This window comes from Lacinutrix neustonica, from assembly GCF_026625145.1.
Lineage (GTDB): Bacteria > Bacteroidota > Bacteroidia > Flavobacteriales > Flavobacteriaceae > Lacinutrix > Lacinutrix neustonica.
Genome location: NZ_CP113088.1, coordinates 2,168,023 through 2,192,284 on the forward strand (window position 1 = coordinate 2,168,023; position 24,262 = coordinate 2,192,284).

The following is a 24,262-nucleotide window of genomic DNA, read 5'->3' on the forward strand; positions in this document are numbered from 1 at the left end:
GAATAAGGCTGTTTATAAGAATGCCTTAGAAATTTGATTTTGAAACACAAAAAAGGCACGCTTAGAAGCCTTTTCTTCGGCTTTCTTTTTTGAAGTCGCCCGACCTTTAGACACGATTTTATCATCTATAGATAGTTTTACCGAAAAGTGGCGAATGTCATCATTTCCAGTATCTTCGTATACATTATAATCAAAGGTTTTCTTTTCCTTTTGGCACCATTCTATAAGCAAACTCTTATAGCTAATCACCTTGCCTTCTAATTGTTCTATATCTACAAACGGTGTAATTACGCGCTTATAAATAAATTTTTCGCAAGCTTTATAACCGCCATCCGAGATAAATAGCACCTACTAAGGACTCAAATAAGTTGCCATGAATGTTGTCTCCAAATTGTCCTTTTGGAATTTTACTCTCTACTAAATCAATTAGTTTTAAATCGCGACCCAACTCATTAAGATGTTCTCTACTCACAATTTTAGAACGCATTTTAGTTAAATACCCTTCATCACCGCTAGGCACTTCTTCATAAAGATGATGAGCAATAACAGCGCTAAGCATGGCATCTCCCAAAAACTCTAAACGCTCATAATTTACAATATGGCCTTTCGTGTTTTTAATGTTCATAGAGCGATGCGTAAAGGCCGTATTAAAATGCTTGACATTTTTTGGCTTATAACCTATAATCTCTGAAATAGTGGTAAAAAAAATCCCGTTATCTTTATTACGGGATCTAAATATGTTTCGAATGCGTTTCATTTGATGACTACTATTTCATTACATAAATCAGAGGTAATGAACCAAATATTTTTATTAATAGAGAAATATTTTGTCATAATTATTTCATTCGAGCGTTAGTCTAATTTTTTAAATAACACACAGGCATTATGTCCGCCAAATCCAAAAGTATTACTCATGGCAACCTTTATTTCTCTTTTTTGAGGAGTGTTTAACGTTAAGTTTAAACTAGGATCTATCGAATCATCAAAAGTGGTATGATTAATTGTTGGTGGCACGATACCATGTTCCATGGCTAATATAGAGGCAATAGACTCAATAGCTCCCGCAGCACCTAACAAATGACCCGTCATCGATTTTGTAGAATTAATGTTAATGTTTTTAGCATGACTACCAAAAACTTCAGAAATGGCTTTCAATTCGGCAACATCTCCTAAAGGCGTCGATGTACCATGTGTATTTATATGATCTACATCTTCCGGTTTTAAACCCGCATTTTCCAAACAGTTTCTCATTACAGCTATAACACCAATACCATCTGGATGTGGTGCTGTCATGTGGTAGGCATCACTTGACATTCCGCCACCTACAACTTCAGCATAAATTTTTGCCCCTCTTGCTTTGGCGTGCTCATATTCTTCTAAAATAATGGCGCCAGCGCCTTCCCCCAACACAAAACCATCTCCTGGTGGCATCAAAAGGTCTTGAGGCTGTTTCGGGCTTTCGTTACGCGTTGATAACGCATGCATTGCATTAAAACCGCCCATGCCTGCTATAGTTACAGCCGCTTCACTTCCTCCAGTGACAATAACATCACACTGCCCTAAACGAATATAATTTAAAGCATCTATCATGGCGTTTGCAGAAGATGCACAAGCAGAAACCGTCGTATAGTTAGGCCCCATAAATCCATTTTTAATAGAAATGTTACCTGGTGCAATATCTGCAATCATTTTTGGGATAAAGAAGGGATTGAATCTTGGTGTTCCATCGCCTTCTGCAAAGTTGAGCACTTCGTTTTGAAAGGTTTCAAGACCTCCAATTCCTGCACCCCGGATAACACCAACCCTAAGTTTGTTGATGGCATCTAAATCTAGGTTCGCGTCCGCAATAGCCTCATCAGATGCGACCATTGCGTACTGCGTGAACCTGTCCATTTTTCGCGCTTCTTTTCTATCAATAAAATCAGTCGCGACAAAGTTTTTTAACTCACAAGCAAATTTTGTTTTAAACTTTTCAGTATCAAAATACGTAATAGGCGCAGCACCGCTTTTTCCTTTAATAAGGGCGTCCCAATATTCATCTTTGGTGTTTCCTATAGGTGTAAGAGCGCCTAGACCTGTTACTACAACTCGCTTAAGTTCCATAAATATTAGTGCTTATTTTGCAGCTTCAATGTATGATACAGCTTGACCTACTGTTGCAATGTTTTCTGCTTGGTCGTCTCGGAATTTGGATATCGAATTCTTTTTCGAATTCCATGATTAATTCAACAGTGTCTAATGAATCTGCGCCTAAGTCGTTTGTGAAGCTAGCTTCTGTTACAACTTCGTTTTCATCAACACCCAATTTGTCTACGATTATCGCTTTTACTCTTGATGCAATGTCTGACATAATTTTAATTTTTTTAGTTTTAATTAAGTGGCAAAAATAAAAAACTTTACTTGAAAAAACATCTTTATGTTAAAAATGTCTTCGTAATTTAATAATTAATCCTGAAGAAATTCTCTTTTACCCTATAATTGTTAATAATTATCCTTTTTTTTGTTTGAATATTTAACATGGAAACTAGAAAATGAAACGTGTAGTAATTTTTGCGTCCGGGAGCGGAAGTAATGCTGAAAATTTAATTCGGTTTTTTCAAAATAGCGACGATGCGTCTGTTATTCAAGTACTCACAAACAATCCTCATGCCAAAGTGTTAGAGCGCTGTAAAAAACTAAACGTTAGCGCGTTATCATTTAATAAAATTGCGTTTACTGAAACCGAAGATGTTCTCAATATTTTAAAAGCCTCCCGTCCTGACTTAATTGTTCTCGGCTGGTTTTCTTTGGAAATTTCCGAGAGAACATTTTGAAGCACTTTCCAAATAAAGTCATAAATATCCACCCCGCTTTACTCCCAAAATTTGGTGGAAAAGGCATGTACGGCATGCATGTGCATCAAGCCGTGGTAGACCAAAAAGAAATGGAATCGGCATCACTATTCACTACGTAAATGAACATTATGACGACGGCGCTGTTATTTTTCAGGCAAAATGTGAGGTTTTAGCTACAGATTCTGCCCAAACGGTTGCCGAAAAAATTCATTTATTGGAACAGGAGCATTTTCCCAAGGTGGTTAAAAAATTATTGAATGCGTAATTTATTAGATATCATTATTATTGCTATAGGGGTTTTCATTATAATTCTTGTTTTCAATGTTATCATTAGAAAAATCGCTTACCAAATAAAAAGTAAAAAGAAAGCTATAAAGCGCTTAGAAAACGATCCGGTTATGACATCAAAACCTGAGTTTGCAGAGACTTCTGAAGAAGATGGCCATGAGATGAATGCTACATCTAATGAAAAACGTGACTAAAACAGTACCACTCCCAAAAAGCCAAAACGGCATAAATAACAATAATGGGCAAAAAAAAGAAAAAATACTACACCGTTTGGAAAGGACATAAGTCCGGAGTTTTTGAATCCTGGAATGATTGCAAAGCACAAATTAAAGACTATGAAGGCGCGCAATACAAATCTTTCGCTACGTTTGATGCCGCAAAAGCAGCTTTAAAAGGCAACTATTTTGATTATATAGGTAAGAACAAAACTTTTAAGAGTGAACTTTCAACTGAACAACTTAAAAAAATAGGGCGTCCCAATTACAATTCTATAGCCGTTGATGCTGCTTCTAGTGGTAATCCTGGAATTATGGAATACCGTGGTGTGGACACTAAAACAAAAAGACAACTGTTTATTCAAGGACCATTTGCTGAGGGCACAAACAATCTCGGCGAATTTTTAGCTTTAGTTCACGGCTTGAGTTATTTAAAAAAACACAATAGTAATCGCATCCTGTACACCGACTCAAAAACAGCTATGAGTTGGGTAAGAAAAAAGACCTGTAATTCTAAGTTAGTACGTAATGCAAAAAACAAACCGGTGTACGATTTGGTAGATCGTGCGGTTAACTGGCTTATAGAAAACGATTACAAAACCACCATTGTAAAATGGGAAACCAAAGCCTGGGGAGAAATTCCTGCCGATTTTGGGCGGAAATAAGTGTTATTTCTTTTCTCACTAATCCTCTAAAAAATCGTATCTTTGCCGCTTAAAATTAAAACGCTTACATGAGTAAACTAGTAGTAGTAGGTACAGTAGCCTTTGATGCTATTGAAACCCCTTTTGGAAAAACAGATAAAATATTAGGAGGCGCAGCTACATATATTGGGTTGTCGGCCTCTAACTTTAATGTTGATACCGCAGCTGTTTCGGTTGTTGGTGGCGATTTTCCACAAGAATACCTTGACCTTTTAACCGATAGAGGTGTTAATATAGAGGGTGTTGAAATTGTAAAAGAAGGCAAAACATTTTTTTGGAGTGGTAAATACCATAACGATATGAATTCTCGTGACACCTTGGCTACTGAGCTTAATGTCTTAGAACATTTTACTCCTGTAGTTCCTGAAAGTTATAGAGATGCCGAGATTGTGATGCTCGGGAATTTACATCCGCTGACGCAACAAAGTGTCTTAGATCAGATGTCAAAAAAACCAAAGTTGGCTATTTTAGACACCATGAACTTCACGGATGGATATCGCATTAGACGATTTACGCTCTGTAATAAAAAATGTAGATGTCATTACTATTAATGATGAAGAAGCAAGACAACTCACAGGAGAATATTCTTTGGTAGTTGCCGCTCGTAAGATTCATGAGATGGGCCCTAAGTATGTGGTGATTAAAAAAGGAGAGCACGGTGCTTTACTTTTTCATAATGAGAATGTATTCTATGCTCCGGCCTTACCTTTAGAAGAAGTGTTTGATCCAACGGGAGCAGGCGACACGTTTGCTGGTGGTTTTGCTGGTTATTTAGCTAAAACAAGAGACACCTCCTTCGAGAACATGAAAAATGCGGTGATTTATGGGTCAACCTTAGCCTCCTTTTGCGTTGAGAAATTTGGCACAGAACGCATGTTAACTCTAAAAGACAAAGAAGTATATAAGCGTTTACAGCAATTTAAAGATTTAACACAATTTGAAATTGTTCTAACAGATGTTCAATAACAAAAAAACGCGCTCCTTCATTGAGCGCGTTTTTTATAACTATATTTTTATTATTTCTGCTCCTGCAGAAATCTTTTATATTTTTAAATTAATAAACAACTCACAACACAACAACAATGAGTGATGCTTTAAAACACGAGTGCGGAATTGCACACATTAGACTTTTAAAACCTTTAGAATACTACAAAGAAAAATATGGAAGTGCGTTTTACGGCGTAAACAAAATGTACTTATTAATGGAGAAGCAGCACAATCGTGGTCAGGATGGTGCTGGTTTTGCAAGTATAAAATTAGACACGAAACCTGGTGAACGTTATATTAGTCGTGTACGCTCTGTAGCTCAACAACCTATTCAAGATATCTTTGCTCAAATTAACGAACGTATTAATAAGGAATTAACAGAGCACCCGGAGTACAATGATGATGTGGCGTTACAAAAACAAAACATTCCATATATAGGGGAAGTGCTTTTGGGGCATGTACGTTACGGTACCTTTGGTAAAAACAGCGTGGAAAGTGTACATCCGTTTTTAAGACAAAATAACTGGCAACACAGAAATCTTATTTTAGCTGGTAACTTTAATATGACCAATGTTAAAGAACTCTTTAGCAATCTGGTAGAACTGGGACAGCACCCCAAGGAATATACAGACACCATTACCATAATGGAGAAAATTGGCCATTTCTTGGATGATGCGGTAAGCAAAATTTATAAAGATTTAAAAAAAGAAGGATATAATAAAAATGAGTGTTCGCCTTTAATCGCAAAACGTCTAAAAGTAGGGAAAATCCTTAGAAAAGCCGCGAAAAATTGGGACGGCGGGTATGCTATGGCCGGCTTATTAGGGCATGGCGATTCGTTTGTTTTAAGAGACCCGGCAGGTATACGCCCGGTGTATTATTATAAGGATGACGAAGTTGTTGTCGTTGCTTCAGAACGTCCTGTAATACAAACGGTCTTTAATGTTGCGTTTGAGGATGTAAAAGAATTAGAACCAGGTCACGCGATTATCACTAAAAAATCGGAGAAGTTTCTATTAAAAAAATATTAGAACCCTTAGAACGAAAAGCCTGCTCTTTCGAACGTATTTATTTTTCTCGTGGTAGTGATGCCGAAATCTATCAAGAGCGTAAAATGTTAGGTCGCTTATTAATGCCTGAAGTATTAAAAGCTATTAATCATGACACGGCAAATTCAGTCTTTTCATACATACCAAATACAGCAGAAACCTCTTTTTACGGCATGATAGAAACCGTAGAAGAATATCTCAACGAACGAAAAACTCAAGCCATTTTAGAAGGCAACGGGAAGCTCTCCAAGGAACGTGTTATTAATATTCTCAAAGAGAGACCACGTATTGAAAAGATAGCTATTAAAGACGTTAAGCTTAGAACGTTTATAACGGAAGACAGCAGCAGAGACGACTTAGTGGCCCATGTGTACGATGTGACCTATGGTGTTATTAAACCCACAGATAATTTGGTTATCATAGACGATAGTATTGTTCGGGGTACCACTTTAAAGAAGAGTATTATTAAAATGATGGATAGGTTACATCCCAAAAAAATAGTCGTTGTATCCTCTGCACCACAAATACGTTATCCTGATTGTTATGGTATAGACATGGCTAATTTGGAAACCTTAGTGGCTTTCAATGCCGCTTTATCCTTATTAAAGGAAAATAATAAATACCATATCGTTGATGACGTTTATAAAAAATGTAAAGCACAGCAGAAGCTAAAAGATCACGAGGTAAAAAACTTTGTAAAAGAAATTTACGATCCGTTTACACCCGAGGAAATTTCAGCTAAAATATCAGAACTATTGAGTGATGATTCTGTTCGTGCCAAAGTTGAAATCATTTTTCAACCAGTTGAGAACCTCCATCAAGCCTGTCCTAAAAATTTAGGGGACTGGTATTTTACAGGAAACTACCCTACGGCTGGAGGAAATAGAGTCGTTAATAGAGCCTTTATCAATTTTTACGAAGGCAATAAGGAACGCGCATATTAACAGTTGTTAATCACTTTAACAGATATCAATGCTTTTAATCTAAAAGATTTTTCTGTAACTGTTTTTTAATATATATTTAAGTCACCATAACATAAGTAGGTTAAGTTCATGGTAGATTTGGGGCAAAAAAAGCTGGACTCTCGTCCGGCTTTTTTTATGCTTAATAAAACCAATGACATTTAATCTAACTACGTATAAAAATATTCAACAGCGTCGATAAAATGCATTTTATCAGATATTTTTACCATTTATCTAAAAAAAACAATAAATCAATTTATATGTCGTTATATTTGAACTTACCATAACATAAGTAGGTTAAGTTCATGGTAGATTTGGGGCAAAAAAGCTGGACTCTCGTCCGGCTTTTTTATTTTTAAAACTTTATAAACAAAAAAAGAGCCAGTTATTACACCAGCTCTCTTCAATACTATATAGCGTTCAAACTATTTTGCCAAAGCAAAACGTCTTTCTACTTCATTCCAGTTAATCACATTAAAAAACGCATCAATGTAATCTGGTCTTCTATTTTGATAATTTAAATAATAAGCATGCTCCCATACATCTAATCCTAAAATTGGAGTTCCACCACAACTAACGCCAGGCATTAAGGGGTTGTCTTGATTAGGTGTAGAACACACCTCTACTTTACCTCCTTTATGCACGCACAACCAAGCCCAACCGAACCAAATTGAGTAGCAGCAGCTTTAGAAAAAGCATCTTTAAAGGCATCTACAGATTTAAAGGCTACTTCAATGGCCTCCTTTAATTCACCGAGATAACTGCCCTTTATCTTCAGGATTCATTACCTCCCAAAATAGAGAATGGTTGTAAAATCCGCCACCATTATTTCGAACGGCTTTATTCTCCATATCAACATTTGCCAAGATATTTTCAATGGTTTTTCCCTCTAAGTCGGTGCCTGCAATAGCATCATTTAATTTGGTGGTATACCCATTGTGATGTTTAGAATGATGTATTTCCATGGTACGCGCATCTATATTTGGTTCTAAAGCGTCGTATGCATATTTTAATTTCGGTAATTCGAAAGCCATAATTTTATGTGTTTTTTGGTTAATAATTCGTTGAACGTAAATTTAATGCTTTCACATTTCAATTAAAAATTTAAACAATACTAATCCGCTCCTTTTAATAATAGTTTAACATCATGAATTGAAGTGAATTTCCTTTTCATACGAAAAAAATAAAAATCTAGGCGGCATCATCCGATTTGTTTTTATCTTGTAGCAGATAACACTTATGACTACACCTTCTCCATTTCAAGTATACAATGCCTCTGCGGGCAGCGGTAAAACCTTTACTTTAGTAAAAGAGTATCTTAAGGTTTTATTTTCAGCATCTACACAGTATCAGTTTAAACACATTCTTGCTATTACTTTTACTAATAAAGCAGTAGCTGAAATGAAAGCGCGCATTTTAGACATGTTAAAGGCTTTTTCTGAAGTTGAAATTCGGAAAAACCTAACCCCATGTTTTCTGCCATGGCCGAAGAATTAAAGCTAAAACCGGAAACACTTCACCATAAGGCAATAATCATTTTAAATACCATCATGCATAATTATGCTGCTTTTGATATTTCAACCATTGATGGATTTAATCACAGACTCATTCGCACCTTTGCTCATGATTTAAAATTACCCCTAAATTTTGAAGTCGAGCTCGATACAAAATCATTACTCGCCGAAGCCGTTGATCGTTTAATTTCAAAGGCTGGCACAGACAAGACATTAACTAAGATATTAATCGCTTTCGCCATTGAAAAAGCCGATGATGATAAAAGCTGGGATGTTTCCGGAGATTTTAATGCCATTGCCCAATTGCTTTTAAAAGAAAGCGACATTGAATACATAAAATTACTTGATGATAAAACACTAGATGATTTTGAGATTTTAAAAAAACAGTTAGTTACTGAAAAAACAACTACCGAAAAACAAATTGTAGAAGAAGCCAACGCACTACTATCTCTATTAGAATCCAACGGATTAGACTTCAGTGATTTCTCAGGCGCCTATTTGCCCAAACATTTTGAAAAATTAGCCAATAATAACTTCTCTGTTAGTTTTGAATCAAAATGGCAAGAAAACATAGATACTAATACTTTATACCCAAAAAGAGTTTCGACAGCTATCGCGGAAACAATTGAAAATTTACAACCTCAAATAGCAAAATCTTTTAATGATACTAAAGCCGGTATTTTCCATTTAAAATTCCTCAAAACATTTGCAAAAAACTTAACACCGCTTTCGGTTTTAAAAGCAATAAGCCAAGAGCTTTTAACAATAAAAACGGAAGAAAACAAAATGCTAATTAGTGAGTTTAATGCCATCATTAGCGAGGAAATAAAAGGACAACCCACCCCTTTTATTTATGAGCGTATGGGTGAAAAATTTAAACATTATTTTATAGATGAGTTTCAAGACACCTCGAAAATGCAATGGGATAATTTAATTCCTTTAATCGCCAACCCCTTATCTGCTGAAAATATAAGAGCTGAAAAAGGAACAGCCATGCTTGTTGGTGACGCAAAACAAGCAATATATCGCTGGAGAGGTGGTAAAGCAGAGCAGTTTATGGGGCTTTTTAATGGCACAGAGCGCCCCTTTCATGTTGAACAAAACGTTCAAAACCTGGAATCAAACTACAGAAGCTCAAAGACGATAGTTGCTTTTAACAACGCCTTTTTTAAACACGTCTCCGCTTCCGTTTTTAGCAACGCTTCATATGGTGATTTATACGACAAGGCGTTTCAACAACCTTTTAAACAAGAAAATGGCTATGTCAATCTTAACTTTATAGACTTTGATAAAGATGATAATAAAGATAAAGTCTATACAAATAAGGTCTTACAAACCATTCTCTCCTGTCAAAATAACGGGTATCGCTTAAAAGATATTTGTGTATTAGTACGAAAGAAAAAGCAAGGTATTGCTATTGCAGAACATTTGAGCAGTCAAAACATAAACATTACCTCTAGTGAGACCATGCTAATTAATAGAGCTCCGAAGTTCAATTAATTAATAATATCCTCTCATTACTTATAAAACCCAATGACAATGAACGTAAAGTCTCTATTTTAGATTTTATTGCTGAAAAACATAGCATCGAAGACAAGCATGCCTTTTTTAACAGTTCTATACATCTAGATTTAGAAGCGTTTTTTGAGGGTTTAAAAAAATTTGATATTTGTATCAATCCTAAAACAATAGTACAGGAAGCACTATTTGATATTGCAGAAACTATTATTAGAGGCTTTAAATTAGTCAGTCATTCAAACGCTTATGTTCAATTTTACCTCGATACGGTATTAGATTATTCGCAACATAACAGTTCAGATATTTCCTCTTTTCTAGAGTATTTCGAGACTAAAAAAGACACGTTAAGTATCGTTTCGCCTAAGGAGCAAGAGGCTGTTCAGATTATGACCATTCACAAATCTAAAGGCTTAGAGTTTCCTGTGGTTATTTTTCCATATGCTGACATTAACGTCTACGAAGATATAGAACCTAAAGAATGGCTTCCAATTAACCCTAAACAATACCAGGGTTTTTCGTATACCTTATTAAACTACAATAAAGATTTCGAGTTTTATGGCGCCGTTGGTAAAGAAATCTACCACAGACATCAAGCAGAACTAGAATTAGACAGTTTAAATTTATTGTATGTTGTCTTAACGCGACCTATTGAACAATTATATGTGATTGGTAAAAAAGATCTCGGAAGTAAAACTAATCCAAGTACAAAATCCTATTCATCATTGCTCATAGAGTACTTAAAGGAGGCAGGGGAATGGGAAGACACAAAAACGATGTATAGTTTTGGTTCAAAAGAAAGAACCGAAAAACCGAAAACCATCACTACATTAGAAACCCTTGAACAAACCGCATTCATTTCAACATCTAAAGCTTCGCATAATATTAGTATCATTACTAACTCGGGCTACCTTTGGGATACCCAACAAGAACAAGCCTTAGAAAAAGGAAACCTAGTGCATGATTTAATGGAACACATTAAAACCGAAAAAGATGTTGACAAGGCCATCAGTCATTTTTTAAGTACAGGAATAATTAATGAAGAACAAGCCAGCATTTTAGGGATTTTAATCCTTGAAATCATACGTCATCCGAGACTTAAGTAAATATTTTTCTAAAGGCCATACCGTTTACAATGAGCGTGATATTCTTTCAAGAACAGGAAAAATTTATCGCCCGGACCGCCTGGTAATAAATAATAAAAAAGAAGTGGTTATTATAGATTATAAAACAGGCTTACATAACCCTAAATACCAGCATCAATTACAAGACTATCAAGATGTTTTAGAGGAAATGAATTATAAAATCACTAAAAAAATATTAATCTATATTAATGAAGGGGTTAAGATTCAAACATATTAACAAACACCCATACTTTTGAACACCTGAAATAACCTATATATAAAAAAGGAGGTTGTTTGTATCTCTAACGTAAAAAAACATTCTAAATTTGTAAAAAAGCAATTCACATGTACGGTAAAATTCAAAAACATTTACAACAAGAAATAACAGACATAAAAGACAACGGACTTTATAAACAAGAGCGCATTATTACTTCGCCACAAGGGGCAGAAATCACGCTGAGTACGGGCGAAACGGTTTTAAATTTTTGTTCCAATAACTACTTAGGCTTGTCCTCGCATCCCGAGGTTGTAAAGGCCGCTCAAGAGGCCATGGATACCCACGGATTTGGAATGTCTTCAGTCCGTTTTATTTGTGGAACTCAAGACATTCATAAAGAACTCGAGCAAAAAATTGCAGACTTCTATGGCACTGAAGACACCATTTTATATGCCGCAGCTTTTGATGCCAACGGCGGTGTATTTGAACCTCTATTAGGAAAAGAGGACGCCATAATTTCAGACGCTTTAAATCACGCCTCTATTATTGATGGTGTGCGCTTATGTAAAGCGGCCCGCTATCGTTATAAAAACAGTGATATGGCAGATTTAGAAGAACAACTAATTACTGCCAACGAGAATGGTGCTCGTTTTAAAATTATAGTCACAGATGGGGTGTTTTCCATGGATGGCATCGTCGCTCCTTTAGATAAAATTTGTGATCTCGCAGACAAATATGATGCTTTAGTCATGATAGACGAATGTCACGCTGCGGGATTCATAGGAGAGACAGGAATAGGCACCCTTGAGGCCAAAGGTGTTTTAGGACGTATAGACATTATTACCGGAACCTTAGGAAAAGCACTTGGTGGTGCGATGGGTGGTTATACTACTGCCAAAAAAGAAATTATAGACCTATTAAGGCAGCGTTCAAGACCCTATTTATTTTCAAATTCTTTAGCACCTGCTATAGTTGGAGCCTCAATTAAAGTGTTCGACATGCTCAAAAATGACACCTCGTTAAGGGACAAACTAGAAAGCAACACCCATTACTTTAAAAAAGAAATGAAAATGGCCGGTTTTGATGTCATCGATGGAGATTCAGCAATTGTCCCGGTTATGTTGTATGATGCAAAATTATCACAAACTATGGCAAATATGCTTTTAAAAGAAGGAATATATGTTATAGGTTTCTTTTTTCCTGTTGTGCCTAAAGAAAAAGCAAGAATACGCGTTCAGCTCTCAGCAGCGCACCAAAAGAAACATCTAGACAAGGCGATACAAGCCTTTATTAAAGTTGGAAAAGCCTTGGAAATCATTAAATAATTGTTATAAACTTTAACAATTTGTCAGAATAACCAATATTTTTATATATTTGTCTTTGTTAATAATGATTAACAACTTATTTTTGCTTCTAATTAACACTTAAAAATTAAATTTTTTGAATATGAAAAATCTTAGCAGATTATTATTCACACTAGTACTTGTAGTAAGTTTTAGTAATGTGAATGCACAAGACCAAGACAATCCTTGGGCTATTAGTTTCGGAGTTAACGCAGTAGACTTTTTCTCAGGTGAGGAATCGTTTGATGCTGGTGTTTTCGATGAATACTTTAACGCAACTGACCACTGGAATATTCTTCCTTCTTTATCAACAATTAGCGTGTCGAAATACTTAGGAGAAAATTTTTCTTTACAAGCGGCTGGTTCTATCAACAAAATCGAAAAGTACGGTGATGTTTCAGTTTCAGACTTAAACTACTATGCTCTTGATGGAAATGTAAGATACAGTCTTTCTAGCGTATTAAACACCAAAAGACTAGTTCCACATGTTGGAGTTGGTGGTGGTTATACTTGGATAGAAGAAGGTCCTTTTAATACTAATAGTGCTTCCGGTAATAATAATGTTGGTGCTGGAACTTTAAATGGTTCTTTAGGTTTAACTTATTGGTTTACTGATAACGTAGGTTTATATGTTGAGTCTAAATATAAGCATGCTTTTGAAGATTACTTAACAACTCACTTCCAACATTCTGCAGGTTTTACTGTTAGATTTGGTGGAAAAGATACTGACGGTGATGGAATCTATGACAAAAATGATGCCTGTCCGAAGTATTCGGTTTAGAGGCTTTCAACGGTTGTCCTGATACAGATGGTGATGGTATTGAAGATTCTAAAGACTCTTGTCCAAATGAAGCTGGTTTAGCTGAATTTAACGGTTGTCCTGATACAGATGGTGACGGTGTTGTAGATGGTAGTGATGAATGTCCTACTGTTAAAGGTCTTAAGGCTTTAAACGGTTGTCCAGATGCTGATGGTGACGGTGTTGCTGATAAGAATGATACATGTCCTAACGAAGCTGGTCCAGCTGCTAATAATGGATGTCCTTGGCCGAGATACAGATGGTGATGGTGTTTTAGATAAAGACGATCAGTGTATTGATGTTGTTGGAACTGTTGCAAACAACGGTTGCCCGTAAATTGTACAACCAACTCAAGAAGTTATAGATCAATTAAATGAGTATGCAAGAACAATTTTATTTGATACAGGAAAATCATCTTTCCAAAAACAATCTTACGAAGTATTACAAAACATAACTGCTATCTTAAAAGAATATCCAGATTCTAACTTTACATTAGAAGGACATACTGATAGCGTTGGTTCTAAGTCTTCTAACCAGTTATTATCTGAAAGAAGAGCTAATGCAGTAAGAGATTACTTAATAGCTAATGGAATTAACAGTGATAGATTAACTGCTTATGGATTTGGTGAAGAATACCCAGTAGATTCAAATGCAACTAGATCTGGAAGAAAAAACAACAGACGTACTGAGATTAAACTTAAAAAATAAGTTTCTCAATACTTTTAAATAAGTTTTTATAAAAACGCCTCGGTTTACCGAGGCGTTTTTTATTTTTATAAAATGAAAAGCTTTATTTTAGATGTACTTGAAGACCTAAAGACTAACGGTGAAAATCTATCAGATTTAATATTTATTTTACCAAGTAGACGTGCTGGTGTGTTTTTAAAAAAGGAGTTATTTAATGTCTCAGATAGCACCCTTTTTTCTCCCACTATAATTAGTATTGAGGAGTTTGTAGAAGACCTCGCCCAGCTTAAGTCGATCACTAACACAGAGTTGCTTTTCGAATTTTACAATACGTATACGCATCTTACACCAAGCCAAGAAAGAGAGTCTTTTGAAAGCTTTGCTAAATGGGCACAAATCCTTCTCCAGGATTTTAATGAAATTGATCGTTACCTCATCCCGCAAAATAATATTTTTGACTATTTAAGCGCTATAAAAGAATTAGAGCATTGGTCTACAGAAAAAGACCAGGACCGAATTTGTAGAAAATTATCTCAAATTCGGAATAAGCTCAAGCGCTATTATTCACACTACACATCCACTTTAATCGATAAAAAATTAGGCTATCAAGGACTCATCTATAGAGAAGCTGTAAAAAACATTGAAAATTATTGTGCGGGTAATACCAACCGCCATATCTTCTTAGGTTTTAACGCTCTAAATACAGCCGAAGAGACCATAATTCAAGAACTCTTGCTTAACAACATGGCCGAAACGTATTGGGACATCGACCAGGTCTTTTTAAGCAATCCCATACATGATGCCGCCCTTTTTACCCGACAGCACAAGGACAATTGGAAACATTTTAAAAAGCACCCTTTTAAATGGGTTACTAATCACTATTCTGAAGAAAAAAATATTCAAGTGTTTGGGATTCCAAAAAATGTAGGACAGGCTAAAACTATTGGTACCCTGTTAAAACAAATAGCACAAACTAATCCGAATTAAAAAACACGGCTGTAGTCCTTGGTGATGAAAATTTATTAATCCCAGTACTTAACTCAATACCTTCAACTATTGAGAATATAAACATCACTATGGGTTTCCCATTGCGTTTAATTCCACTAGCCTCCTTATTTGATCTTTTATTTACCGTTCAAAAGAAAGCAACAGACCGCTATTACTATAAAGATATTATTGAAATCGTATCCCATCAATTTATAAGACCTTTATTACAGGTAAACACTATAGATTATGCTTCCGCAATTATTGAAAATATTCAAAAAAACAATGTTGTCTATCTAACCCTACTGGACTTGAAGTCTTATGATCAAAGCAAAACGGACACTATTGGATTACTTTTTGAACCTTGGAAAAATAATCCACAAAAGGGCATATCACAGTGCTTTATAATCATTAACAAAATCCAAGGCGTTCTTACTGAAGATAAAGAATCTCAGACCTTGGGATTAGAGTATTTATTTCGCTTCAACACCCTGTTTAATGAACTTTACAGACTAAATGAATGTTATCACCATATTAATGACATTTCCGCTTTATATAGTATATATAAGGAGCTCCTAACATCGGAAACTTTAGATTTTCAAGGCGAACCACTACTAGGTTTACAAGTTATGGGCATGTTGGAATCTCGTGTTTTAGATTTTGAAACCATTATTATTTCTAGTGTCAATGAGGGCGTGTTACCTTCGGGAAAGTCAAATAACTCCTTTATTCCATTCGATGTGAAACTGGAAAACAAACTACCAACATATAAAGAAAAGGACGCTGTTTATACGTATCACTTTTACAGGTTACTCCAACGCGCGAAAAACATTTATATTCTATATAATACAGAAGCCGATATATTAACGGGCGGCGAAAAAAGTCGATTCATAACCCAATTAGAATTAGAAGGGATCCATAATATAAAACACAAAATAGTTGTCCCCCACGTTCCCAATGTAGTTCCAAAATTAAAAGAGATAAAGAAAACAGAATTGGTTTTAAATCAATTAAAAGCCATTGCTAAAAAAGGCTTTTCGCCATCTTCTCTAACAAATTATATACGAAATCCTATAGATTTTTATTATCAAAAATTACTAGGAATTAAAGAGCTAGAAGAAGTTGAGGAAACGGTAGCAGCCAACACCATGGGAACTGTAATACATGACACCTTAGAGGCCTTATATCAACCCTTTTTAGGCCAGTATTTAACCCTTGATGGTCTTAAAATACTCAAGAAAAAAATCGAGAAAACCATATTACATTTCTTTAATTCTATCTATAAGGATGGTGACATGACCACTGGTAGAAACCTCATCATTTTTGAAATCGCAAAACGCTATGTTCTTAATTTTATAAACCTTGAAATCGCAGAATTAGAACAAGGCAACACGATAAAGATTGTTGCATTAGAAACAAAATCAACCGTATGTTTAGATATTCCTGAATTAAATTTTGAGGTGAACATGAACGGTACAGTAGATCGAGTCGACGAATATAATGGTGTAACACGAATTATAGACTACAAAACAGGCAAGGTTTTAGAAAACGAGGTTTCCATTGTTGACTGGCAAGACCTAACGACCGATTATAAAAAGTACAGTAAAAGTTTTCAAATATTGGCTTACGCCTACATGCTAAATAAAGAGAAACCACTTGAATTCCCGTTAGAAGCAGGTATTATTTCCTTTAAAAATTTACATTCCGGTTTTTTGAAATTTACAAAAAAGGAGCAAGTTCGAGGTGGAAACAAATCGACACTAATAACAGAGGATACCTTAGCAAGTTATTTTGAAGAACTTAAAACGCTCATTATTGAAATCTACAATCCAGATATTAATTTTATAGAAAAAGAGCTGAAATGATTCTCAAAAACCAAATTTTAAGTCGTGCTGGTCAAAAACCAATCATTTTTGATCTTTTTTACAAAAAAACTAAAAAACCAAAACCCCTAATCATTTTTTGTCATGGTTATAAGGGCTTTAAAGATTGGGGCGCATGGAATTTAATGGCTAAAGCCTTTATGAATGCCGATTTGTTTTTTGTTAAATTAAATTTTTCGCACAATGGAGGCACCGTTGAAAATCCCATTGATTTTTCAGATTTAGAGGCCTTTGCAGAAAACAACTATACCAAAGAGATCGCTGATTTAGATGTTATTTTAACTCACTGCTTATCAGAAGGCACTAATTTTACAATGGAAATAGACCCAACTAACGTCACTGTCATTGGGCACTCCCGGGGTGGTGGAATTGCAATAATTAAAGCCTCGGAAGATTCAAGAATTACAAAATTAATAACACTAGCGAGTGTTTGTGACTTTGCTAAAAGAACAGCAATAAGTGGAGATTTAGATGCGTGGAAAAAAGAAGGCGTTAAATATGTACTAAACGGAAGAACAAAGCAGCAAATGCCCCACAACTACCAGTTTTATGAAGATTTTAAAGCGCACGAAACACGCTTGAATATAGAGCAGGCGGAAAAATCATTGGTCATCCCACACGCTATTATTCATGCGATAGACGATCCCTCTGTAAATTATAAAGAAGCAAAATTATTAAAACAGTGGAATCCAAAAGCGACATTAATTTCTGTGGAAAACAGTGATCATGTCTTTGGAGCTAAGCATCCATGGCACGACGAGAGAATGCCCCCAGTACTAAAACAAATCACTAAAATGGCTTTAAGCCTAATTAAAGATTAAGCGATCTTTAGAGGCCTCGTTTTATGCTTATTAATTTTATTGAAAAGCAAATCCCTGTTTACTGGTTTGCTAATATAATCGTTCATTCCTACCGCGAGCACTTTTTCTCTTGCCGCCTCTGTGGTATCGGCTGTTACTGCTATAATTGGAATGTTTTTATGCTTGTGTTTTAAATTACCATTCCTAATATTAGTGGTCGTTTCATACCCATCCATAACCGGCATTTGTAAATCCATTAAAATAATATCAAAGGTATGCTTGTCTAAAAGCTCAAGCGCGACCTGTCCGTTAACGGCCATTTTAAAATCTGTTATCGATAAGGTGGTCAATATTTTTTTCATAATTAATTGATTCATCATATTGTCTTCTACTACTAATACTTTTAAAGCCTGAGTACTAGTCTCCTTAGTATCGTTATCATTAATGGGCATGCTTAGCGCGATCACGTTAAGCACTATAACCATGGTTACCTTAGTTCCACGAGTGTCTTCACTTTCAATAGAGATGGTACCGCCAAATAGTTTGATTAAATGGTTTACTATGCTTAAACCCGGACCTACTCCACCAAAACGGCGCTTATCATTTGACCGCATTTGACCGAAACTATTGAATAAGTCGGCTTTTTTATTATTACTAATTCCAACACCGGTATCTAATACAGTCATAATAAATTCTACTTCGCCGGATGGTTTTACTGTGCTTTTTATTTGAAACACTACTTTACCGAATGCCGTAAACTTTACCGCATTACTTAAAACATTATTAATGATTTGCATGAAACGATCTGCATCACCGGCAACAGAATAAGGCAAAGTGTTCGCTATTTCGAGACTATATTTCAATCCTTTTTTTTCGGCCATACGCTGCCAGTTCCTGCTAATTTGCTCAATCGCCTCTTTAGGATTAAAGTGTTCTGTTCTTAATTTTAAGGTACCTTTCTCTATTTTTTCAAAATCTAAAATATCGTTAATATTACTCAGAAGACTTAGTGAAGCATGTCTAATAATCTCATAATTCTTATGCGCTTCGTGGTTTGTATTGTTCATTAATTCGTCCTCGGCGATCCCCATAATGGCATTGATTGGCGTACGTAATTCATGACTAATATTAGACATAAAGTAACTTTTAAGTTCACTAATTTCTTCCGATTTATTAAGCGCAATAAGTTGAGATTGTTCATTTTCTAAACGCAAATCTCGAATTAAATGCGTCATAGACAACGATAAGAATACCACCTCGAATCCGATACCAAATTTAGCGCTGTTAAGAACGATAAAGTTGTTTGGAAGCAAGCCTAAGTTATTCATAACAAAACCTAAAAGCCCAATAACTAAGAAGAAAATACCTATTGAGAAAAAAGGATCTATAGTTATACCTTTATACCGTAAATAAAAAAGAGTGCCCAAAATTAAAATGAGACTTAAAAGGCCATTCAAATTACTCATAGGATATACCAAGGCCATAGTTTTATCGTTAATAAATAACATAACACCCAATCCAAGAATTATGGTATAAACAAATTTATATCCGTATTTTAAAGTTTTACTTCGCAAGGACACTTTTAGAAAATGTTCGCAATATTTTAACAAGAAAAAATTAGAAAACAAGGCCGTAATTAAAACCGCTCTATCATTTAAATATCCTCCAAAAGGCAATAGATATTGAAACATAAAACCATCTAAAGCTGATTGTAATAATGCTATCGAAAACACATAAACACTATAATACAAGAAGGTTTTATTCGATAAACTGGTATAGAAAAAAAGATAAATTAAACCGGCTAGAAATAATAACCCATAAAACACACCTAAAAACAATTGCTGATTATAATTGGCTTTCCGTGAAATCCTCTTCTGTATATAACTTAAGTGGAAGATTAAGCGTTTCCCCATCACTTTTTAAATGTAAATAAAATTTCTGAACTGTATTTTGAGGCAATTGTACTTTAAAAACAGTTTCTCGATGGGACACTTGTCGGTCTTCAAAAGCTATGCCGTCTCCACTACTAAATTTTGTTATTTTTCCATTTTGGAGCTGGTATAAATAAGCGACATCTGTAACGGGTCTAGCTGTCTCGAGATAATACGTTTTTTCATTTGAGGCACTGTTTTCTAAACGAAAGGTCACCCAATAATCGTCTGAAGTAAAACCAACACTTTGATTCTCTGAACTTAAGTTTTGAAACTCGAGTTGGTTTTGTTTAGTAATAAGCTCTTGAACATCTGTTATTGGAGCTTTTGTAAACATGGCGTACTCAAAGAGCTTTCCTTTGCTTTTTAAAGGGTTATACACGTTGTTTTGTGCAACCGCGAAGAATGAAGTAAAAATGATAAAAAAGAGTAATACTTGACGCATTTTTGGTTGATTTAGGTGGTGATCAAAAAAAATCAAGTACAACTATTCAAAAGGAGGGAACAAATAGCTGAACACTATATACTAACGTAATATATATCACGTTGGTTTTACAAAAAAAATGTGGAGAAGATGGGACTCGAACCCACGACCTCTTGACTGCCAGTCAAACGCTCTAGCCAACTGAGCTACATCCCCGAATATTATTTTAATCCACTTAACACTAAAACAGGAAAGCCAGTAATATGAAAATCCTTTTTTAAGACGATATTATTTTCCCAAAGTTTAGTAAAGAATCCGCGTTTGCGTCTTACTACACACAATAAATCCGGATTAAATTCTTTATAGTGTTCCAATACGCCTTGATACGTTGTTGCGTTTTCCGTCTCTTTAGAGGAGCTAATGATCGCTTTTAATGCTTGATTTATAACGGTATCTTCCTTAGTATAAAACGGTGTCTTAACAATCAATAAATTTACCTTAGCGTTAAAATCTCTAATCAAAACATTTAAAGGTCTTAAAGCCTCTTCCTTTTTAATAATAGCCGACTTTATAGCCATCAATATAGAACTAATAGGCTTAAAAACAAAACCCTCGGGCACTATTAATGCCGGAATATTCGTTTGTTTTATAATTTTACCGGAGGTCTTTCCTAAGAACACTTCGTCTTTTATAGAATTGGTTCTAGGTTCTAGAATAATTAAATCAACACTGAGGGATTTACAAACCAATTCTAAAGTATCTATTAATTTACCTTTAAAGGTCTTCGTAATAATTTCAACCCCTTTAGACTCGATTTCTGAGACATGACGCTCTAAAAACTCTTTACTTTCACGCTCAAGAATATCGTCTATTTTTATCATTGTTCCAGCCTTGGTGTATACATTATAAATTTGTACAACATACAGCTTTGCGCCCGTAGCCTTTGCGAAATCTACAGCATATTGCAAATGACTTTTAGCGTTTTTTGATGAGCCAACTGGAACCAGAATGTTTTTCATAATTATAGCGTGTGAAACAATTTAGAATACAAAAATACATTTTTTTATACTAAAAGTTTCCGAACTTAGCCAAATAGCCATTAAATAAAGAAATTGAGCACAAATATAAGCTTAAAACACATTAACACTTTAGCAATACCTGCCTTAATTGCTGGGATTTCAGAACCTATCTTGTCATTAACAGATGCCGCGATAGTAGGTCATGTGGATTTAAACGCTACAGAATCTTTAGCCGCCGTTGGTATCGTTTCTACCTTTCTCTCCATGCTCATATGGGTTTTTGGGCAAACCGGAAGTGCCATTTCATCTCTTGTATCACAGTATTTAGGGGCGAACAAATTAGACGACATCAAAAACCTGCCCGCACAAGCCATTTTTATTATTACCGCTCTAAGCATTCTCATTATTCTTGGCACCTATCCGTTTGTACAAAGTATCTTTAAACTCTATAATGCCTCGGGCTTGATCTTAGACTATGCTGTTGACTATTATAAAATACGGGTGTTTGGTTTTCCTTTTACCTTATTTACTATTGGTGTTTTTGGTGCCTTTCGGGGGTTACAGAACACCTACTACCCCATGATTATAGCGATAATTGGTGCTTTAGCAAACATTATTTTAGATTATGCGTTGGTCTATGGTGTCTCCTGGCCTTGTTCCTTCCCTGCATATTAAAGGTGCTGCTTACGCCAGTATTTTGGCACAAGTACTAATGGCAGTGCTTTCTGCTTATTATTTATTAAAAAAAACAGATATTCCATTATTAATTACTTTTCCATTTAACAAAGAAATTAAACGTTTTTTGATCATGATAGGAAATTTAATTATTAGAACGTTGGCCTTAAATACTACTTTATTCTTAGCGGTTAGATATGCAACAGGTTATGGTGATGAATATATAGCCGCGTACACAATAGCCATAAATTTATGGTTTTTAGGTGCTTTTTTGATCGATGGTTACGCCAGCGCGGGTAACATTTTGTCGGGTAAATTATATGGTGGTAAAGAATACAGTAAACTTATTGCCCTTAGTAATAGACTGATAAAAATTGGAATTATTATAGGTATTATAATCGCCTTTTTAGGTGCCTTCTTGTATTACCCCATAGGAAAAATTTTCACTAATGAGCCGGAAGTTTTAAATCAATTTTATACGATTTTTTGGATTGTTCTCGCCATGCAACCTTTTTGTGCCCTTGCCTTTATCTTTGATGGTATGTTTAAAGGACTTGGTAAAATGAAAACCCTCAGAAACCTCCTATTAGTCTCAACGCTTGCCGTTTTTATTCCAATCTTATATATTCCGGACCGTCTAGACTTAAAATTATACGCCGTTTTTATCGCTTTTACCTTTTGGATTATCGCCGAGAGGACTACCATTAATCATAAAATTTAGAAAAGAATTTTTACCCCGTACCCAAAACCATTAACTTTGACGCCTAAAGTATATTTAATTATAAATTTATGGATATTCTCAATTTTTTAGGAGGCAGCGGTATGTTCGCTGTATTAGCTTTTGCGCTTATCATAATCTATTTAGTAAACCGTTTTAGAAACCGCAGATAATGGGAAACATTCGTATTACAAAATTATTTTCATTCGAAACTGGTCACGCTTTATATGGCTATGATGGGAAGTGTAAAAATGTGCATGGCCACAGCTATAAATTATCTGTAACCGTTTTTGGTCAACCCATTAAGGATAATACTCATGTAAAATTTGGGATGGTCATCGATTTTACGGATCTTAAAAAAATAGTAAAAGAAGAGATTGTTGACGTGTTCGACCATGCGACGGTCTTTAATAAAAACACCCCTCATGTAGAACTTGCAAAAGAGCTTAAAGACAGAGGACATAATGTGTTACTTGTTAACTACCAACCCACTAGTGAAATGATGGTTATTGATTTTGCTGAAAAAATCAAGAAGCGATTACCTAAAAGTATTCAGCTGCACTCCCTTAAATTACAAGAGACAGAAAGCTCTTATGCCGAATGGTACGCCAGTGAAAACTAACCGCGTAATTTTTTTGGTGTTTCCTAAAGTTGAGGCTTTGTGAGAAACTCCAACAATTGCTTAACTATAAAATAATCGTGATTTACTTCTTAGTAAAATGACTGCGTAATCCCTAACCCAACTACTGAGGGTGCATTCAAACTATGAAAATTTAAATCATTAGATTCCTTCCTGCTAAGGAATTATTATATTTACACATGCAAATTCCAAAAGGAAAGAAAATATATTTCGCTTCAGACAACCATTTAGGAGCTCCAACAAAAGAACAATCGTTTCCGCGTGAACAAAAATTTGTTGCCTGGTTAGATTTGGTAAAGGAAGATGCTGCAGCTATTTTTTTATTAGGTGACTTATTTGATTTTTGGGCAGAATATAAAACCGTGGTGCCAAAAGGCTTCACAAGAACCTTAGGTAAACTTGCAGAAATAAGTGATTCGGAATCCCTATCTATTATTTTGTTGGAAACCATGATCTATGGATGAATGGCTATTTTGAAGAAGAATTAAACATTCCGGTTTACCATAGCCCACAAGAATACACCTTTAATGATAAAACCTTTTTTATTGGTCACGGAGATGGCTTAGGCCCAGGCGACAAAGGGTATAAGCGTATGAAAAAGGTATTTACAAACCCCGTTGCTAAATGGTTTTTTCGTTGGTTACACCCGCACTTAGGCGTGCGTTTGGCACAATATCTTTCAGTAAAGAATAAACTCATTTACGGTGACGACGATATTACATTTTTAGGTGAAGACAACGAGTGGTTGGTACAATATTGCAAACTAAAACTAAAAGACAAACACAGAGACTTTTTTGTGTTTGGCCACAGACATTTACCTCTAGACATTGAGTTAAACGAGCACTCCCGATATGTGAATTTGGGTGATTGGATTTCCTACTATACCTATGGTGTTTTTGATGGTGAGCATTTGGAATTGAAAGAATACTAAATTACTTAAGAAAAGTTTA

General features: G+C 35.2%; 15 protein-coding genes, 1 tRNA gene and 9 pseudogenes. 17 read left to right on the forward strand and 8 right to left on the reverse strand.

What is annotated here, in order from left to right; all coding sequences use genetic code 11:
- Positions 1-12: 12 nt before the first annotated feature.
- The 3 genes and pseudogenes from rnc to N7U66_RS11815 form a co-directional block, all read right to left on the reverse strand.
- A pseudogene (gene rnc / locus N7U66_RS11805) lies at positions 13-757 on the reverse strand (ribonuclease III).
- A gap of 95 nt (positions 758-852) precedes the next feature.
- Positions 853-2,103 (reverse strand): beta-ketoacyl-ACP synthase II, encoded by a 1,251-nt coding sequence (gene fabF, locus N7U66_RS11810; RefSeq protein ID WP_267675462.1) that lies wholly within the window; start codon positions 2,101-2,103, stop codon positions 853-855.
- A 12-nt stretch (positions 2,104-2,115) separates the two neighbouring features.
- Positions 2,116-2,350, reverse strand: a pseudogene (locus N7U66_RS11815) (acyl carrier protein).
- A gap of 181 nt (positions 2,351-2,531) precedes the next feature.
- Here N7U66_RS11815 and purN point away from each other — a divergent pair.
- The 5 genes and pseudogenes from purN to N7U66_RS11840 all read left to right on the forward strand — a co-directional run bounded on the left by purN (position 2,532) and on the right by N7U66_RS11840 (position 7,021).
- Positions 2,532-3,099, forward strand: a pseudogene (gene purN / locus N7U66_RS11820) (phosphoribosylglycinamide formyltransferase).
- Complete coding sequence (locus N7U66_RS11825) at positions 3,092-3,316, forward strand: hypothetical protein (protein WP_267675463.1); 225 nt, start codon at positions 3,092-3,094, stop codon at positions 3,314-3,316. Before purN ends, N7U66_RS11825 begins: the two are co-directional and overlap by 8 nt.
- Before the next feature lie 44 nt (positions 3,317-3,360).
- Positions 3,361-4,002: a ribonuclease H family protein gene (locus N7U66_RS11830; RefSeq protein WP_267675464.1), complete on the forward strand. Its 642-nt coding sequence runs from the start codon at positions 3,361-3,363 to the stop codon at positions 4,000-4,002.
- Between the two features lie 68 nt (positions 4,003-4,070).
- Positions 4,071-5,007 (forward strand): annotated as a pseudogene (locus tag N7U66_RS11835) (PfkB family carbohydrate kinase).
- 116 nt (positions 5,008-5,123) lie between these two features.
- Positions 5,124-7,021 (forward strand): annotated as a pseudogene (locus tag N7U66_RS11840) (amidophosphoribosyltransferase).
- Between the two features lie 443 nt (positions 7,022-7,464).
- On the opposite strand, the pseudogene N7U66_RS11845 reads toward N7U66_RS11840, so the two are convergent.
- A pseudogene (locus N7U66_RS11845) lies at positions 7,465-8,073 on the reverse strand (superoxide dismutase).
- Between the two features lie 205 nt (positions 8,074-8,278).
- On the opposite strand from N7U66_RS11845, the gene N7U66_RS11850 reads away from it, so the two are divergent.
- The 9 genes and pseudogenes from N7U66_RS11850 (at position 8,279) to N7U66_RS11890 (ending at position 17,926) form a co-directional block, all read left to right on the forward strand.
- Positions 8,279-8,536, forward strand: coding sequence for a UvrD-helicase domain-containing protein (locus N7U66_RS11850; RefSeq protein WP_267675465.1), 258 nt, complete (start codon positions 8,279-8,281; stop codon positions 8,534-8,536).
- Positions 8,509-10,053 carry a UvrD-helicase domain-containing protein gene (locus N7U66_RS11855; RefSeq protein WP_267675466.1) on the forward strand — a complete coding sequence of 515 codons (1,545 nt, stop codon included), beginning with the start codon at positions 8,509-8,511 and terminating at the stop codon, positions 10,051-10,053. Before N7U66_RS11850 ends, N7U66_RS11855 begins: the two co-directional genes overlap by 28 nt.
- A gap of 320 nt (positions 10,054-10,373) precedes the next feature.
- Positions 10,374-11,174, forward strand: coding sequence for a 3'-5' exonuclease (locus N7U66_RS11860; RefSeq protein WP_267678522.1), 801 nt, complete (start codon positions 10,374-10,376; stop codon positions 11,172-11,174).
- Positions 11,143-11,430 (forward strand): PD-(D/E)XK nuclease family protein, encoded by a 288-nt coding sequence (locus N7U66_RS11865; RefSeq protein WP_267675467.1) that lies wholly within the window; start codon positions 11,143-11,145, stop codon positions 11,428-11,430. The genes N7U66_RS11860 and N7U66_RS11865 overlap by 32 nt, the downstream gene beginning before the upstream one ends.
- A 107-nt stretch (positions 11,431-11,537) precedes the next feature.
- Positions 11,538-12,734: a glycine C-acetyltransferase gene (gene kbl / locus N7U66_RS11870; protein WP_267675468.1), complete on the forward strand. Its 1,197-nt coding sequence runs from the start codon at positions 11,538-11,540 to the stop codon at positions 12,732-12,734.
- A gap of 121 nt (positions 12,735-12,855) precedes the next feature.
- Positions 12,856-14,259 (forward strand): annotated as a pseudogene (locus tag N7U66_RS11875) (OmpA family protein).
- Positions 14,260-14,331: 72 nt separating this feature from the next.
- Positions 14,332-15,225 (forward strand): hypothetical protein, encoded by an 894-nt coding sequence (locus N7U66_RS11880; protein ID WP_267675469.1) that lies wholly within the window; start codon positions 14,332-14,334, stop codon positions 15,223-15,225.
- An 89-nt stretch (positions 15,226-15,314) separates the two neighbouring features.
- Positions 15,315-17,087, forward strand: coding sequence for a PD-(D/E)XK nuclease family protein (locus tag N7U66_RS11885; protein ID WP_267675470.1), 1,773 nt, complete (start codon positions 15,315-15,317; stop codon positions 17,085-17,087).
- Positions 17,084-17,926, forward strand: coding sequence for an alpha/beta hydrolase family protein (locus N7U66_RS11890; RefSeq protein ID WP_267675471.1), 843 nt, complete (start codon positions 17,084-17,086; stop codon positions 17,924-17,926). The genes N7U66_RS11885 and N7U66_RS11890 overlap by 4 nt, the downstream gene beginning before the upstream one ends.
- On the opposite strand, the gene N7U66_RS11895 is transcribed toward N7U66_RS11890, so the two are convergent.
- The 4 genes from N7U66_RS11895 to N7U66_RS11910 form a co-directional block, all read right to left on the reverse strand.
- Positions 17,923-19,818 (reverse strand): 7TM diverse intracellular signaling domain-containing protein, encoded by a 1,896-nt coding sequence (locus N7U66_RS11895; protein ID WP_267675472.1) that lies wholly within the window; start codon positions 19,816-19,818, stop codon positions 17,923-17,925. The two genes, N7U66_RS11890 and N7U66_RS11895, sit on opposite strands and share 4 nt — an antisense overlap.
- The gene (locus N7U66_RS11900; protein ID WP_267675473.1) at positions 19,751-20,281 is read right to left on the reverse strand and encodes a 7TMR-DISMED2 domain-containing protein; all 531 of its coding nucleotides are present in this window, start codon (positions 20,279-20,281) and stop codon (positions 19,751-19,753) included. Before N7U66_RS11900 ends, N7U66_RS11895 begins: the two co-directional genes overlap by 68 nt.
- A 121-nt stretch (positions 20,282-20,402) precedes the next feature.
- Positions 20,403-20,476, reverse strand: a tRNA-Ala gene (locus tag N7U66_RS11905).
- A 5-nt stretch (positions 20,477-20,481) separates the two neighbouring features.
- Positions 20,482-21,279: a universal stress protein gene (locus tag N7U66_RS11910; RefSeq protein ID WP_267675474.1), complete on the reverse strand. Its 798-nt coding sequence runs from the start codon at positions 21,277-21,279 to the stop codon at positions 20,482-20,484.
- A 93-nt stretch (positions 21,280-21,372) separates the two neighbouring features.
- On the opposite strand from N7U66_RS11910, the pseudogene N7U66_RS11915 reads away from it, so the two are divergent.
- The 3 genes and pseudogenes from N7U66_RS11915 (at position 21,373) to N7U66_RS11925 (ending at position 24,243) form a co-directional block, all read left to right on the forward strand.
- Positions 21,373-22,709 (forward strand): annotated as a pseudogene (locus N7U66_RS11915) (MATE family efflux transporter).
- A 135-nt stretch (positions 22,710-22,844) separates the two neighbouring features.
- Positions 22,845-23,294 (forward strand): 6-pyruvoyl trahydropterin synthase family protein, encoded by a 450-nt coding sequence (locus tag N7U66_RS11920; RefSeq protein WP_267675475.1) that lies wholly within the window; start codon positions 22,845-22,847, stop codon positions 23,292-23,294.
- 197 nt (positions 23,295-23,491) lie between these two features.
- Positions 23,492-24,243 (forward strand): annotated as a pseudogene (locus tag N7U66_RS11925) (UDP-2,3-diacylglucosamine diphosphatase).
- Positions 24,244-24,262 lie beyond the last annotated feature (19 nt).

Excerpts from the sequence above, each read along its gene's own strand:
- fabF (WP_267675462.1), bottom strand. The coding sequence starts at position 2,103 with ATGGAACTTAAGCGAGTTGTAGTAACAGGTCTAGGCGCTCTTACACCT.
- N7U66_RS11825 (WP_267675463.1), top strand. The coding sequence starts at position 3,092 with ATGCGTAATTTATTAGATATCATTATTATTGCTATAGGGGTTTTCATT.
- N7U66_RS11830 (WP_267675464.1), top strand. The coding sequence starts at position 3,361 with ATGGGCAAAAAAAAGAAAAAATACTACACCGTTTGGAAAGGACATAAG.
- N7U66_RS11850 (WP_267675465.1), top strand. The coding sequence starts at position 8,279 with ATGACTACACCTTCTCCATTTCAAGTATACAATGCCTCTGCGGGCAGC.
- N7U66_RS11855 (WP_267675466.1), top strand. The coding sequence starts at position 8,509 with ATGTTTTCTGCCATGGCCGAAGAATTAAAGCTAAAACCGGAAACACTT.
- kbl (WP_267675468.1), top strand. The coding sequence starts at position 11,538 with ATGTACGGTAAAATTCAAAAACATTTACAACAAGAAATAACAGACATA.
- N7U66_RS11880 (WP_267675469.1), top strand. The coding sequence starts at position 14,332 with ATGAAAAGCTTTATTTTAGATGTACTTGAAGACCTAAAGACTAACGGT.
- N7U66_RS11885 (WP_267675470.1), top strand. The coding sequence starts at position 15,315 with ATGGGTTTCCCATTGCGTTTAATTCCACTAGCCTCCTTATTTGATCTT.
- N7U66_RS11890 (WP_267675471.1), top strand. The coding sequence starts at position 17,084 with ATGATTCTCAAAAACCAAATTTTAAGTCGTGCTGGTCAAAAACCAATC.
- N7U66_RS11895 (WP_267675472.1), bottom strand. The coding sequence starts at position 19,818 with ATGGGGAAACGCTTAATCTTCCACTTAAGTTATATACAGAAGAGGATT.
- N7U66_RS11900 (WP_267675473.1), bottom strand. The coding sequence starts at position 20,281 with ATGCGTCAAGTATTACTCTTTTTTATCATTTTTACTTCATTCTTCGCG.
- N7U66_RS11910 (WP_267675474.1), bottom strand. The coding sequence starts at position 21,279 with ATGAAAAACATTCTGGTTCCAGTTGGCTCATCAAAAAACGCTAAAAGT.
- N7U66_RS11920 (WP_267675475.1), top strand. The coding sequence starts at position 22,845 with ATGGGAAACATTCGTATTACAAAATTATTTTCATTCGAAACTGGTCAC.